Source organism: Sideroxydans sp. CL21, assembly GCF_902459525.1.
Taxonomy (GTDB): domain Bacteria; phylum Pseudomonadota; class Gammaproteobacteria; order Burkholderiales; family Gallionellaceae; genus Sideroxyarcus.
Genome location: NZ_LR699166.1, coordinates 2,117,565 through 2,131,209, shown reverse-complemented (window position 1 = coordinate 2,131,209; position 13,645 = coordinate 2,117,565). Strand labels below are relative to the sequence as shown.

Here is a 13,645-nt window from a genome sequence, read left to right as displayed (position 1 = left end):
ATATGACTGAAAAGATTGTGGAATTCATTCGAAAGAAAGACTTTGTTCTAAAGAAAGAGCTTGGTCAGGGAGCTTGTGGGCGAACAGTCCTGTTATATGACAGCGTAATAGACGAGCAGTTTGTGTGTAAGAAATATTCGCCGTTTCACGAGAGCATGAAAGAAGAGTTCTTTAAGAATTTCGTGCGCGAGATTAAGTATTTGCACTTATTGAATCATCAAAATGTTGTACGTGTATTCAACTACTACCTATACCCAGAGCAACGTACGGGCTACATATTGATGGAGTATGTGCAGGGCTTTGATATTGAGGATTATCTGTCAAAGCACCCAGAAGACGTGAATGAAGTGTTTGTTCAGGTTATTGAAGGATTTTCACACTTGGAGAAAAATAAGATACTTCACCGAGATATACGGCCACAGAATGTCATGGTGACGGAAGATGGTGCCGTAAAAATAATTGACTTTGGTTTTGGTAAGCAAACTATCAATACAAATGACTTTGGAAAAAGCATTACTCTTAATTGGTGGTGCGAACCACCTCCTGAATTCAAGGAATCTATCTATGACTACAGGACCGAGGTGTATTTTGTTGGGAAGCTTTTTGAAAAAATTATTGCCGACGCTGATATCAAGCATTTTAAGCATATGAGCTTGCTCGGTCGTATGTGCGTATCTAATCCAAAAGCTCGTATCGCTTTCTTTTCGGAAGTAAGGAAAGAGCTCCTTTCAGAAAAATTTCTTGACATCGGGTTTGACGATGCTGAACTGGAAACTTATAGAGACTTCTCGGGCAGCCTTTATTCTGCCGTCTCAAAAATTGAAGGAAGTACAAAATATTACGACGATGTTGGAGAAATTCAGACAAAGCTCGAAGAGTGTTATAAAAAAGTCATGCTCGAAGAGCATGTTCCAGACAGTTCGCTTGTGGTTAGATGTTTTATTAACGGGCAGTACTATTACAACAAATCCTATTGGTTTCGAGTGGATGTGCTGAGAGCATTTCTAGATCTTTATAGATCAAGTTCTCGTGAGAAGAAAAATATTATCGTAGGAAATATTCAGACGAGACTTGATGCGGTTAAACGCTACGATAAGCCATTCGACAGTTTTGATGATGATATTCCATTCTGATTTGCGATAAGCCCGTAGGTCGGGTTAGCGCAGCGTAACCCGACTTTTTCCCCTTGCTCTGTCGGGTTACGGCCTGCGGCCTAACCCGACCTACAGGGATATTGGCGGTATACGAAGTTGGGGATGTGATGAGATACCGGCGTGCATTTGTTGATGGCGGCTCATTCTTCTTCACGTTGGTGACGGAGAAACGGCGACCGATATTTGCCTCGACGGAGGCGGTGGATGTGTTGCGATCCGCATTTCGTTCCGTGCGAGCCTCCCATCCGTTTGCGCTGGATGCGATGGTGGTTTTGCCGGATCACTTGCATTGCATCTGGACATTGCCGCCAGACGATGCAGATTTCGCCACCCGCTGGCGACTGGTTAAAACGTGGTTCACGAAACATTGCGATCCCGCGCTACGTGTCGTACCAAACGCCAGTCAGGCGAGGCGGCGGGAGCAGACGTTGTGGCAGCATCGTTATTGGGAGCACATGCTGCGGGACGAACAGGATTTCGAGAAACATGTGGAGTATGTTCATTACAATCCGGTGAAGCATGGATATGCGACCTCTCCTATGGCGTGGCCGCATTCCAGTTTTCGGAGGTATGTCGAAGCCGGGATTTATGAGGCGGATTGGGGACAGTGGCAGATGGATTTTGAGGATGTTGGGTGTGAATGAGCTGGATGTCGGGTTACGCTGCGCTAACCCGACCTACGTGGTAGATGTTAAATACAAGTATCGGGAGTCGTAACATGTCGATGCAACCATACAAAGGCAGTTGTCATTGCGGCGCGATCCGGTTCTCGTTCGAGGCCGGGCCCTTCACTCATGGAACACGTTGTAACTGTTCGTTCTGTGCCAAACGGGGAGCTATGGTGCATCCGGTGCCGGGGGCGCAGTTCCAGATTGAGGCGCAAGATGGTGCGCTGGGCATGTACCAGTGGGGCACGAAGACGGCGAAGCACTATTTCTGCCGTAACTGCGGCGTCGCCACTTTCAGCGAAACGGCCAGATGGCCGGGGCAATATATGGTGAATCTCGGTTGTGTTGAAGGCGTGGATACCTTGGCGCTGGAGACGAAGGTGTTCGACGGCAAGCATCTGCTGTAGGCGAAGAGCATTATGGAGTCAGCATCGCCAGAGTTTATTAAATAGAAGCCAACGCAGCTCCATATCAAGAAAGGTTTTGGGATGAATCGCACTACGACATTGCAGTTGCTGGCAGAGCACAAGAAAGTGCTGGCACAGCGTTTCGGCGTGACCGGATTGGCGCTGTTCGGCTCTGTCGTGCGCGATTCTGCCAAAGAGGGTAGTGATGTAGATGTGCTGGTGGCTTTCGATGGTCCCGCCACATCCGCACGTTACTTCGGTGTTCAGTTCTATCTGGAAGATTTGCTGGGTGTCCCTGTTGACCTGGTGACGGATAAAGCCTTGCGTCCCGAGTTGCGCTCATTCATTGAAAATGAGGCAGTGTATGTCTGATACAGTCAAGAGAGAATGGCGTTTCTATCTGGATGACATGATCGGGTTTGCCGAGAAGGTGAAGGCGTATACCGATGGTTTAAACCAGGAAAATTTCGTGTAAGCGGGCTGAACTACGACGCAACGGTGCGCAATCTGGAATTGATCGGTGAGGCAGCAATTAATATTCCAGATGAGGTGCGCCAGAAGTATGCGCAGATACCTTGGCGGATGGTGGTTGCTACTCGCAACAGACTGATTCACGGATATTTGGGAATCGATAATGATACGTTGTGGAGCATTATCAAGACGGATATTCCTGTGCTGCTGGTCGAGTTGCGCATGATGAAGATGGCCCTTTCTAAATAATTCATTGCGGAGAAGATCATGAGCAAACAAGTACAGGAAGCCTACATCGTTGCCGCCACGCGCACGCCGGTCGGTAAGGCACCGCGCGGCATGTTCCGCAACACCCGCCCCGACGACCTGCTGGCGCATGTGCTGAAGAGCGTGCTGGCACAGGCACCGTCGCTCGACCCGGCCAGCATCGGTGATGTGATCGTCGGCTGTGCCATGCCGGAAGCGGAGCAGGGCATGAACGTGGCGCGTATCGCCTTGTTGCTGGCGGGCTTGCCGGATTCGGTGCCGGGAATGACGGTGAACCGCTTCTGCTCTTCCGGAGTGCAGGCGGTGGCGCTGGCGGCGGATCGCATCCGCCTGGGCGAGGCCGATGTGATGCTGGCAGCAGGCGTGGAGAGCATGAGCATGGTGCCGATGATGGGCAACAAGGTGGCATTCAATCCGGCCATTTTCGAGAACGAGCATGTCGGCATCGCCTACGGCATGGGCCTGACGGCGGAAAAAGTGGCGGAGCGCTGGAAGGTAAGTCGTGAAGCGCAGGATGCATTTGCCTTGCAGAGCCATTTGCGCGCCATAGCTGCGATCAACAACGGCGAATTCGAGGACGAGATCACGCCTTACCGCATCATCGACAATGTGCCGGACCTGAATACCCGCGAGATCAAGATCAAGACACGCGACGTGGCGCAGGACGAAGGCCCGCGCGCCGATACTTCGCTGGAAGCGCTGGGCAAGCTCAAGACGGTGTTCATGCAGAAAGGCTCAGTCACGGCAGGCAACAGCTCGCAAATGTCGGACGGTGCTGGCGCCGTGCTGCTGTGCTCCGAGGCTGCGTTGAAGCGTTACAACCTCACTCCTATTGGCAAGTTCCTGGGCTTCAGCGTGGCGGGCGTGCCGCCGGAGATCATGGGCATCGGCCCGAAAGAAGCGATTCCGCGTGCATTGAAGCAGGTCGGCCTGACCTTGAACGATATCGGCTGGATCGAACTCAACGAAGCGTTTGCGGCGCAATCGCTGGCGGTGATCCATGATCTCGGGCTAGACCCGGCCAAGGTCAATCCGTTGGGCGGAGCGATCGCTTTGGGCCACCCGTTGGGTGCAACCGGCGCGATCCGCACAGCGACGCTGATGCATGGCTTGCGCCGCCGCAAGCAGAAGTACGGCATGGTGACGATGTGCATCGGCACGGGCATGGGTGCGGCTGGTGTGTTTGAGGCCCTATAAGGAATTGCGGGGTTGTATCGTTTGTTCGCACTGAGCGTGTCGAAGTGCTGCTTCAGGACAAATCCGTTCATGGTTCGACAGGCTCACCACGAACGGATCTATTGGGCATTTAACCAGATGAAAGGCGGAAAATGAGAAGAATATTATTGCTGGTCGGCGGTTTGCTGCTGAGCTGTAGCGTTAGTGCACTCGAAGTGGCTGGTGTGCAACTGGCCGACAAAACGCAGGTTGGGAACGCGAGCTTGCAGTTGAACGGCGCGGGCATCCGTACCAAGTTCTTTTTCAAGATATACGTCGGCGCGCTATACCTGCCGCAAAAGCAGACATCGGCAGAAGCGATCATCGCGGACGAACATATACACCGCATGGCGCTGTATATGCTGCACGACCTGGGGAGCAAGAAGCTGTATGGCGCATTCAGCGAAGCCATTGAGATGAACCAGACTCCCGCCGCACTGGCAGCGATGGATGGGCAAATGAAGCAGATGAAACAGATATTCGATGCGGTGAACGAGGTGCAGCCGGGCGATGTCATTACGCTCGACTATACGCCCGGTAGCGGCACGCAGATCAGCGTGAACGGAAAGTCGTTCGGCACGATTGCGGGAGCGGAATTCAACCGTGCCTTGCTCTCGATCTGGATCGGCAACAATCCTGTACAGGATGATCTGAAGAAAGGACTGTTGGGTGGTTGATTCCAATTCTCCTGAGGAGACCAGAGAACACTTCGACGTGGACCATGCCTTCATTGCGCATCTGAACGGCGAATGTTTCGACTGGGCGGGCATGGATAACGAGGCACTGCAGCGTGCGATACATGCACAGGGCGAAGACTGGAGTGGTTTGGTGAAGGAACGCTGCCCGCATGTGTTTGCCGCCGCGCCGGTATTTATCAGTGAGTTGCAGTTGCAACAGATGCGCGCCGTCATCGCAGCTGTGGAGGAGGTGGCCGGAGCGCCTGAAGCGAAATCGGCGCTGGGCGTGTTTTACGGCTTCGACTTCCATCTCAACGAGCAGGGGGTGCACCTCATCGAAATCAATACCAATGCAGGAGGCGCATTCCTGAATGCATTGCTGATCGAAAGCCAGCACGGTCTCTTCCTGTATGGCACGGCGGTGGCAGAGCATCGCCTGGAGCAGGTTTTCATCGACATGTTTCGCAACGAATGGCGACTGGTTCGCGGCGATGCCCCGCTTAAAACAATTGCCATCGTGGACGAGCAGCCGGAGTTCCAATATCTCTACCCGGAATTCCTGCTGATGCAGAAGATCTTCGAGCGCGAGGGTTACGCGGTGCATATCGTCGATCCCTCAGCTCTCCAGGCGCGCGAGGACGGTTTGTATTGCGATGAACAGCGCATCGATCTGGTCTACAACCGTCTCACCGATTTCGATCTGCATCAGTTCCCGCATATCCGTGCGGCCTGGGATGAACAGCAGATGGTGTTGACACCGAACCCGGCGCATTACCGGCGGTATGCGGACAAGCGCAAACTGACACAACTTTCGGACCGCGAATGGCTACGTTCCTCAGGCGTCTCGCAAGCGGGTATTGAGGCACTTTTGCAGGGTGTTCCGCAGACCCGTCTGGTTCAGGCGCAGGACTCCGACCAATGGTGGAACGAGCGCAAGCAATGGTTTTTCAAGCCGGTAAGCGGTTACGGCAGCAAGGGGGCATATCGCGGCGACAAGCTCACCAAACGCGTGTTCGAGGAGATCATGCAGTCCGATTATGTGGCGCAACGAATGGCGCAACCGGACGAACGCAAAGTTTGCGCGGAGGGCGCCGAGTCGCAATTACTCAAATTTGACGTGCGTTGTTATGTGTATGACGGCAATATCCAGCTTGTTGTGGCGCGTCTCTACCAGGGGCAAACCACCAACTTTCGCACACCGGGAGGCGGGTTTGCGCTGGTGCGCGAAGTGACCTGATCGTTAAGGTCCTTGCGTTGTTATTAGGCAAAGTATCTAGACAGTATCTAGATACCGGTCTAGGTAATTGTGCATATTGTGGGGGCTGCCACTTCGTCGCAAAATCCGCATTCGGTCATTGAGCGTTTATCGACCGCATTGGGGAGAAGCGATGAATACGTCCTTGCTCAGTCGGCATGCAGCCTGGTTCAGTCTGGATGATTTTATTTTTCACATAAATCAGGCAAACCTGCGTGTGCGTGCCGAGCAACTCCGCACAAGGCTTTCAGTCTATCCCTGGCTCGTCTTGAGCCAAATCATTTTACAGTTTCTATTTGTTATATTGTTCTGGAGTCAGGCACCCCATCAACTGCTGCTGTCGTGGCTTGCTATTCTTTATGCCTTGCATGCGGTGGAACTCATCAGGTGGTTTACGCATCGGGATAAATTGAATACCTTGCAGGATTGCAGGGATTGGCATCTTCACTTCACGATCTTCGCACTTGCGGCAGGAATGTTGTGGGGAGCCGCGACGGTAGTCTTCTTTCCCGCCGATATTGCTTATCAAAGCTTGCTGATCTGCGTGATGCTGGGATTGGTTGCGGGAGCGGTTACCATGAACTCCGTGCATCTGCCGTCACTATATGGCTATTTTCTTGGCATCATGATTCCGCTGATCCTGCGTGTGTCATTTGAGAATGACACGATCCACTGGATCCTGACGTTGATGTTGAGCGTCTATGTGGCAGTGGTTGTGCTGGAAGGACGCAGCCTGAACAAGACATTCGTGCTTTCGTTGCAGCAACGCTTTGAAAATAGTTCATTGCTGCAGCAACTGACAGCGCAAAAGGCAGAAACCGAAGAGGCCCGCAATCAACTGGAACGAACCAATATCGTTTTGCACGATAACGAATCGAGGCTGGAACAGATGGTGCATGAGCGGACCGCTCAACTTCGGCAGAGATCAGACGAAATCGTGGCGATCAAGGATACGACTATCCTGGCATTGACTTCACTGGCGGGAACAAGGGACAACGAAACGGGAAACCATATCCTGCGCACGCAAAATTATGTTCGTACTTTGGCGATACAGTTGCGCGACCATCCGCGCTTCAAATATTTTCTGACCGATGAAAATATCGAGATGCTCTTCAAGATTGCCGCCTTGCATGATATCGGCAAGGTTGGCATCCCGGATCGCATACTTCACAAGCCGGGCAAGCTGACACCGGAAGAATTCGAGATCATGAAGACGCATACCACATTGGGCGGGAATGCGATCTCGGGTGCCGAGAACTTGACGAACGTCCGCAATAGCACATTCCTGAAAGCGGCCCGCCAGATCGCGATCGGGCATCACGAAAAATGGGATGGAAGCGGTTACCCGTTTGCTTTGCGCGAGGAGCATATTTCCATTCCGGCACGTTTGATGGCACTGGCGGATGTCTATGACGCGATGTCATGCCGTCGCGTGTATAAATCCGCCATGGTTCACGATGAGGTGGCGGAAGTCATCGTCGAGGGCAAGTGGAAGCATTTTGACCCTGATGTGGTCGATGCATTTGCGGCAGTCATCGGTGAGTTCAAGGAAATTGCGGCAAGGTACCGCGATCAAGAACTCAATGCCTCTGGCTGGAAAGTAGCTGCCTAAAAGCGTTCTCCAAATCCTTCAGGTTCCCTCGCTTTTAATTGTTGCGTATCACCAGCGGAATGCGCTGCCTGCCGAACTGTCCATCGAATTTGCCGAAGTGCCCTGCCAATTTTGTGCCGCAATTCGGGCATGCCCCATTTTCACTGACGGCATAATCGCGAATGAGATGCCAGTCGCGGACGATCAGCGGCTGCCGACAGTTGGGGCAGAGCGTTGTACCGCCGCTCAGGTCATGCACATTGCCGGTATAGACATGCTGCAATCCGGCAGCTTGGGCAATCTGGCGTGCCTGTGTCAGTTTGCCGGAAGGCGTGGGAGAGATATCGGTCATCTTGTAATCGGGATGAAACGCGGTGAAGTGCAGCGGCACATCCGTTCCGAGTTCCTTCGCGATCCATTCGCTCATCCGGCCGATCTCATGCTCACTGTCGTTGTAACCGGGTATCAATAGCGTCGTCAGTTCAACCCATACCGGGGTTTCCCGGCACAGATATTTCAGGGTATCCAGCACGGGCTGCAGATGAGCCCCGGTTTGTTTGAAATAAAATTCGTCGGTGAATGCTTTCAGATCCACGTTCGCGGCATCCATCTTTGCGTAGAACTCGCTGCGCGGTTGGTCGTGCATGTAACCAGCCGTGACTGCCACGGCTTTGACGCCAAGTTCGTGGCAGGCATCGGCCACGTCCATCGCATACTCGGCGAAGATCACCGGATCGTTGTAGGTGAATGCCACGCTTTTGCACTTCAGCTCGGCTGCGGTGCGTGCAATCGCTTCCGGTGTGGCCTGATCGGCGAGCTTATCGAAACTGCGCGACTTGGATATGTCCCAATTCTGGCAGAATTTGCAGGCCAGGTTGCAGCCGGCCGTACCGAACGAAAGGATGCTGCTGCCGGGGTAGAAGTGGTTGAGCGGTTTCTTCTCGATGGGATCGACGCAAAATCCCGAGCTGCGACCGTACGTGGTCAGCACCATCGCGTCATCAATACGTCCCCGCACGAAGCATGCGCCGCGCTGCCCTTCATGCAATTTGCAGTCACGCGGACACAGATCGCACTGTATGCGTCCGTCATCCAGCTTGTGCCAATATCTGGCCGGATACCGCTCGGAGATGCTGATAGGTTCATCCATTTCAGCATGCCTCGGTGAAATCAGTCTCGCGCCACTTGCTTACGGTGTAACGCGACAGCTTGATTTCTGGTGCCCAGAAATTGTCAGGTAACCCGGCTTTGCGCTTGAGATGTGCCATGAAATCGCGCGGCTCGGGTAGCTGTTCCCAGACCTGCGGTAGAAAAGTGCTGCGATAAGAGCCATATTCGAAAATGACACCGTCTATTCCCGGGCGCAGTTGCGCCAGCACATCATGCTCGTCGCTGAACTTCATCGTTTCGGCCGCTGACAACAGGGAAACCTCGCATCGCGTCACCGGCAACTCGTCCCGACCGAGAGGTTTGAAACGCGGGTCTCGGAATGCCGCGGCGAGTGCGTTTTGGCGCACATCCTCACCCAGCGGGCGATGCGCCTGCAACGTGCCAATGCAGCCGCGCAACTCGCCATTTTGTGTCAGTGTGACGAACGTTGCGCCTTTCTCGTTCAGCCATTGTTCTTGTGATACTGGCGAACTCGCTTCACCCAGCGCCTCGGAGATGGCGCCGCGCGCGAGGTCGAGAAGTACTCTCCCCCGGTTTGAATCAATCATTCTGTTCTCCTTCAGTGAAGGCGATGGAAGCATACCCGACTACTTCGTTCTTGGATCCGGCTGTGTCGCCAGAGTTTCGCAGATCAAGCAGATGGGGGATTAGCCGGTGCCTGCGTGCGGAGAGAATCAGTCCGTTGATGGGTGTCGCACCACATGCTTGATCATGGGCGACGGGCTGCCTCAGAGCAAGGATATCGCGGATGGTTTTGTTGTCTACGGATTGTGCGGCAGCATAGGGCAGATAATGCGACAGGTCGGAGCTGATGACGATCAATGTTTCCTCTCCACCCCATACTTTTTCCAGCACTTCAGCCACTTCTTCTGCTGTTGCCATGCCAACCGCCAACGGCAGCAAAGTGAAATCCTTCAATACGCTTTGCAGGAATGGCAACTGCACTTCCAGCGAGTGTTCCTGCCGGTGCGCTTCATTGTTGACGACCACTTGAGGCAGATCCGCAATGATGCGCATCGCTTTGGTATCCAGAGATATACGCCCCAGCGGTGTATCGAATGCCTCGGCGTTCGGCAAGGCCAACCCATTTATTGCGATCCGGTGGGTAGGGCCCAGTAGTACCACGCGGCGTATATGCGGTGCGATGTCATGCAATACAGCATAGGCACTCGCAGCGATTGCGCCGGAATAGATGTAACCAGCGTGCGGGCAGACCAGAACTTTGGGGTTCAAGGCTCGCGGCTGCGCCTCACGCAGGAATTTCTGCACATCATGTGCGAGTTGCCGTGGATCGGCCGGGTAGAACATTCCGGCCACAGCGGGTGGACGAACGGCAGGCATGGCGATCTCCTGGTTGTAATACTCGACAATATTGAGACAGAACAGGAAGAATCAAGCCCTTGCCAGGTTTGAAGCAGGGTATTTTTCCGGGACTTATGTGACGTGCATCACTGACATTGCTCAATTGCAGATGTAGCATACCTCCTGTGCTTCCGTAGCGGGATGGTATGGGAGTATGAAGATGAGTCTTTAATGAACTTTTCGGGCCATCCCAAATCCAGTTGGAGGGCATTATGAACAAGAAAGTCATGTTGTTAAGCTTGTCCGTTGCTACTTTGTTGTCTGGAATGGCTGCCATGGCTGCCGATCAGACGCAAACCAGGGATCAGACTCAAGATCAGGTCAAGGATCAGACACGGGATCAGACGAAGACGCAAGATCGGACACAAATACAGGATCGCACGCGGCAAACAACAGGCAGGGAGTTATCGACTCCCGAAGAGCGTCAACAGCAACGTGCCAAGATGCGCAGCACTACCACCAAGGAAGAGCGTGAAAAAGTGCGTGCCGAGCATCACGAAAGAATGAAGGAACGTGCCAAGGAGCAAGGCGCATCCATTCCTGACAGTCCTCCAGCAGGTGGTATGGGCGGGGGCATGGGAGGTGGAATGGGTGGCGGAATGGGCCTCGGTGGCGGCAAGCGATAAGGTACGTCCTGGAAAATAAAAATGGCTCGCGAAATTGCGGGCCATTTTTTATTGGGCTTTCAAAATATCTCGCACATAATTTCTCGCACGTAAATGTCTTGAGTCTGGCTATCGGGATTTTAAGCAGTAAGTCTGTTGCAATACATTTCGTTACCTCGAAGAGACAAATAATAATCATTATGAAATATGGACGGAAGGCATTGAGTACTGCCTATCGGCGTGACAAATAGCGCGTTCTGCGTCAGTATTGCTGGGTTACGGCTGAAGAGCATATGGCCGCTGACGCAGTCGCAAATTAGGGGTAAGTTCGCTGGAAATAAAGTTGAGATCTGCATTTTATTCCGCACGGTTTCCTTGATTGCAGGCCGACAGACAGGCCGAACACATGCTTAAAGCTTCTTACACATATGAGGAAAAGTCATGACAACACCAAAGATTTATTGGACTAAAGTCGATGAGGCGCCGGGGCTGGCAACATACTCCTTGCTTCCTGTCGTTCAAGCTTTCACCAAGGCAGCCGGTGTTGTCGTCGAAACGAAGAATATTTCCCTTGCAGGCCGGATTATTGCCAACTTCCCTGAAAACCTGACCCCTGGCCAGCGCATCGCCGATGAACTGACCGAATTGGGTGAGCTTACACTGAGACCCGAAGCCAATATCATCAAGCTGCCGAATGTCAGTGCTTCGTCCCCCCAGTTGAAAGCGGCCATCAGGGAATTGCAGTCACTGGGTTATAAAGTTCCAGACTATCCCGAAGATCCGAAAACCGACGCGGAAAAGGAAATCAAGGCACGCTACGGCAAAGTGCTCGGCAGTGCGGTCAATCCTGTGCTGCGTGAAGGTAATTCGGATCGCCGTGCGGCGGCATCGGTCAAACAGTTTGCACGTAAAAATCCGCACAAGATGGGCGCCTGGAGTGCGGATTCCAAGACCCATGTGGCTCACATGAGCGGCGGCGATTTTTATGGCAGCGAGAAATCGGTTACGGTCGCCGAGGCTGGCAGCTTCAAGATCGAGTTTGTCGGTGCGGACGGCAAGACGACTGTCCTCAAGGACAAGACTCCGCTCAAGGCAGGCGAGGTGATCGATGCCTGCGTCATGAGTCGACGCGCCTTGCGCGATTTTTATGAGGCGCAGATGCAGGACGCGAAGCAAAAGGGCGTCATGCTGTCTTTGCACCTCAAGGCCACGATGATGAAGGTGTCCGATCCCATCATGTTTGGTCATGCGGTTACCGTTTTCTTTAAAGATGTTTTCGAGAAACATGCTGCGACCATCAAGCAACTGGGCGTCAACGTCAACAACGGTTTTGGCGATCTGCTCGCAAAGATATCATCCTTGCCGGAAGCCAAACGTGCCGAGATCGAGGCCGACATCAAAGCCTGCTACAAGGCGCGGCCCGACCTGGCGATGGTTAATTCGGACAAGGGCATCACCAATCTGCATGTACCCAGCGATGTGATTGTGGATGCTTCCATGCCCGCGATGATTCGCGAATCCGGCAAGATGTGGGGCGCGGACGGCAAGCTGCACGATACCAAGGCCATGATCCCGGATCGTTGTTATGCACGGATTTACCAGGTGGTCATCGATGATTGCAAGAAACACGGCGCATTCGATCCCAAGACCATGGGCAGCGTGCCCAATGTTGGTCTGATGGCGCAACAGGCAGAAGAGTACGGTTCCCACAACAAAACCTTTGAAGTGCCCGGCAACGGCAAGGTGCGTGCGGTGGACGAGTCGGGCAGGACGCTGTTGGAACAAGATGTGGAGCAGGGCGACATCTTCCGTATGTGTCAGGCGAAAGACGCGCCGATACAGGATTGGGTAAAGTTGGCGGTTTCCCGTGCGCGTTTGAGCAACACGCCGGCGGTGTTCTGGCTGGACAAGAACCGTGCGCATGATGCGCAGATCATCCGGAAAGTGGAGCGCTATCTGAAGGATCACGATACCAGCGGTTTGGACATCCGTGTCATGACACCGGAAGACGCGATCCAGTTTTCTCTGGACCGTATCCGCGCGGGCAAAGATACGATATCCGTTACCGGCAATGTGTTGCGTGATTATTTGACTGATTTATTTCCCATCCTTGAGTTGGGCACCAGCGCCAAGATGCTGTCCATCGTGCCGTTGATGGCCGGCGGTGGATTGTTTGAAACCGGTGCGGGCGGCTCGGCTCCCAAGCATGTGCAGCAGTTCCAGGAAGAAGGCTATTTGCGCTGGGATTCTCTGGGCGAGTTTTTGGCGCTGGGCGTGTCGCTGGAACATCTGGCGCAGACTTTCAAGAATCCAAAGGCACAAGTTTTGGCGGACACACTCGATCAGGCCAACGCCAAAATCCTGGAAAACAACAAGTCTCCGTCCCGCAAGGTTGGCGAGATCGACAACCGTGGCAGCCATTTCTATCTCGCGTTGTATTGGGCCGAGGCACTGGCCGCGCAGACCAGGGACAAGGATATCCAGGCGCGTTTCGCTCCGCTGGCGAAGCTGCTGAAGGACAACGAAGCCAAGATCAATGCCGAATTGATCGCTGCTCAGGGAAAGCCGGTGGATATGGGTGGTTACTACCTTCCCGATTTTGAAAAGACATCGAAGGCCATGCGTCCCAGTGCGACATTCAATGCGGCGTTGAACGCTCTGGCTTGATAGGCAACAATAAGAGTTGAACCGGAAAAAGCAAACGGCCGCTTACGCGGCCGTTTGCTTTGATGCGTGCTGTCGGTTTGAGATGCCGGATATTTTTCATGGCATCAACAAACAGCAGATGCCATGAAAAAAATCG

General features: G+C 53.3%; 14 protein-coding genes. 11 read left to right on the top strand and 3 right to left on the bottom strand.

All coding sequences use genetic code 11. From position 1 onward, the window contains the following. The first annotated feature begins 2 nt into the window (after window positions 1–2). The 9 genes from QOY30_RS09940 (at window position 3) to QOY30_RS09900 (ending at window position 7,726) form a co-directional block, all read left to right on the top strand. Window positions 3–1,133 (top strand): protein kinase family protein, encoded by a 1,131-nt coding sequence (locus QOY30_RS09940; RefSeq protein ID WP_283744458.1) that lies wholly within the window; start codon window positions 3–5, stop codon window positions 1,131–1,133. 128 nt (window positions 1,134–1,261) lie between these two features. After that, on the top strand, window positions 1,262–1,798 hold the full coding sequence (locus tag QOY30_RS09935; protein WP_283744457.1) for an REP-associated tyrosine transposase: 537 nt from the start codon (window positions 1,262–1,264) through the stop codon (window positions 1,796–1,798). Between the two features lie 74 nt (window positions 1,799–1,872). Beyond that, window positions 1,873–2,229 (top strand): GFA family protein, encoded by a 357-nt coding sequence (locus QOY30_RS09930; RefSeq protein WP_283744456.1) that lies wholly within the window; start codon window positions 1,873–1,875, stop codon window positions 2,227–2,229. Window positions 2,230–2,310: 81 nt separating this feature from the next. Continuing rightward, the gene (locus QOY30_RS09925; RefSeq protein WP_283744455.1) at window positions 2,311–2,601 is read left to right on the top strand and encodes a nucleotidyltransferase family protein; all 291 of its coding nucleotides are present in this window, start codon (window positions 2,311–2,313) and stop codon (window positions 2,599–2,601) included. A 126-nt stretch (window positions 2,602–2,727) separates the two neighbouring features. Continuing rightward, window positions 2,728–2,949, top strand: coding sequence for a HepT-like ribonuclease domain-containing protein (locus QOY30_RS09920; RefSeq protein ID WP_283744454.1), 222 nt, complete (start codon window positions 2,728–2,730; stop codon window positions 2,947–2,949). Window positions 2,950–2,967: 18 nt separating this feature from the next. Beyond that, on the top strand, window positions 2,968–4,164 hold the full coding sequence (locus tag QOY30_RS09915) for an acetyl-CoA C-acyltransferase (protein WP_283744453.1): 1,197 nt from the start codon (window positions 2,968–2,970) through the stop codon (window positions 4,162–4,164). 131 nt (window positions 4,165–4,295) lie between these two features. Then, window positions 4,296–4,859 (top strand): chalcone isomerase family protein, encoded by a 564-nt coding sequence (locus tag QOY30_RS09910; protein WP_283744452.1) that lies wholly within the window; start codon window positions 4,296–4,298, stop codon window positions 4,857–4,859. Beyond that, on the top strand, window positions 4,852–6,096 hold the full coding sequence (locus QOY30_RS09905; protein WP_283744451.1) for an ATP-grasp domain-containing protein: 1,245 nt from the start codon (window positions 4,852–4,854) through the stop codon (window positions 6,094–6,096). The genes QOY30_RS09910 and QOY30_RS09905 overlap by 8 nt, the downstream gene beginning before the upstream one ends. A gap of 151 nt (window positions 6,097–6,247) precedes the next feature. Continuing rightward, a complete protein-coding gene (locus tag QOY30_RS09900) occupies window positions 6,248–7,726 on the top strand; it encodes an HD-GYP domain-containing protein (protein ID WP_283744450.1) in 1,479 nt (492 codons plus the stop codon). A gap of 34 nt (window positions 7,727–7,760) precedes the next feature. Here QOY30_RS09900 and amrS read toward each other — a convergent pair whose 3' ends face one another. Genes amrS through amrB form a run of 3 tightly spaced genes read right to left on the bottom strand, consistent with a single transcriptional unit; the run spans window position 7,761 to window position 10,216 of the window. Beyond that, complete coding sequence (gene amrS, locus QOY30_RS09895; RefSeq protein ID WP_283744449.1) at window positions 7,761–8,855, bottom strand: AmmeMemoRadiSam system radical SAM enzyme; 1,095 nt, start codon at window positions 8,853–8,855, stop codon at window positions 7,761–7,763. Window position 8,856: 1 nt separating this feature from the next. After that, a complete protein-coding gene (gene amrA, locus QOY30_RS09890; RefSeq protein ID WP_283744448.1) occupies window positions 8,857–9,423 on the bottom strand; it encodes an AmmeMemoRadiSam system protein A in 567 nt (188 codons plus the stop codon). After that, window positions 9,416–10,216, bottom strand: a complete 801-nt coding sequence (amrB, locus tag QOY30_RS09885; protein ID WP_283744447.1) for an AmmeMemoRadiSam system protein B — start codon at window positions 10,214–10,216, stop codon at window positions 9,416–9,418. The genes amrA and amrB overlap by 8 nt, the downstream gene beginning before the upstream one ends. Before the next feature lie 233 nt (window positions 10,217–10,449). Here amrB and QOY30_RS09880 point away from each other — a divergent pair, with 233 nt between their 5' ends. Further along, window positions 10,450–10,863: a hypothetical protein gene (locus QOY30_RS09880; RefSeq protein WP_283744446.1), complete on the top strand. Its 414-nt coding sequence runs from the start codon at window positions 10,450–10,452 to the stop codon at window positions 10,861–10,863. Window positions 10,864–11,283: 420 nt separating this feature from the next. Continuing rightward, window positions 11,284–13,509, top strand: coding sequence for an NADP-dependent isocitrate dehydrogenase (locus tag QOY30_RS09875; RefSeq protein WP_283744445.1), 2,226 nt, complete (start codon window positions 11,284–11,286; stop codon window positions 13,507–13,509). Window positions 13,510–13,645 lie beyond the last annotated feature (136 nt).

Bases quoted from the DNA above. Each gene is read 5' to 3' on its own strand.
- QOY30_RS09940 (WP_283744458.1), top strand. From the start codon at position 3: ATGACTGAAAAGATTGTGGAATTCATTCGAAAGAAAGACTTTGTTCTA.
- QOY30_RS09935 (WP_283744457.1), top strand. From the start codon at position 1,262: ATGAGATACCGGCGTGCATTTGTTGATGGCGGCTCATTCTTCTTCACG.
- QOY30_RS09930 (WP_283744456.1), top strand. From the start codon at position 1,873: ATGTCGATGCAACCATACAAAGGCAGTTGTCATTGCGGCGCGATCCGG.
- QOY30_RS09925 (WP_283744455.1), top strand. From the start codon at position 2,311: ATGAATCGCACTACGACATTGCAGTTGCTGGCAGAGCACAAGAAAGTG.
- QOY30_RS09915 (WP_283744453.1), top strand. From the start codon at position 2,968: ATGAGCAAACAAGTACAGGAAGCCTACATCGTTGCCGCCACGCGCACG.
- QOY30_RS09910 (WP_283744452.1), top strand. From the start codon at position 4,296: ATGAGAAGAATATTATTGCTGGTCGGCGGTTTGCTGCTGAGCTGTAGC.
- QOY30_RS09900 (WP_283744450.1), top strand. From the start codon at position 6,248: ATGAATACGTCCTTGCTCAGTCGGCATGCAGCCTGGTTCAGTCTGGAT.
- amrS (WP_283744449.1), bottom strand. From the start codon at position 8,855: ATGGATGAACCTATCAGCATCTCCGAGCGGTATCCGGCCAGATATTGG.
- amrA (WP_283744448.1), bottom strand. From the start codon at position 9,423: ATGATTGATTCAAACCGGGGGAGAGTACTTCTCGACCTCGCGCGCGGC.
- amrB (WP_283744447.1), bottom strand. From the start codon at position 10,216: ATGCCTGCCGTTCGTCCACCCGCTGTGGCCGGAATGTTCTACCCGGCC.
- QOY30_RS09880 (WP_283744446.1), top strand. From the start codon at position 10,450: ATGAACAAGAAAGTCATGTTGTTAAGCTTGTCCGTTGCTACTTTGTTG.
- QOY30_RS09875 (WP_283744445.1), top strand. From the start codon at position 11,284: ATGACAACACCAAAGATTTATTGGACTAAAGTCGATGAGGCGCCGGGG.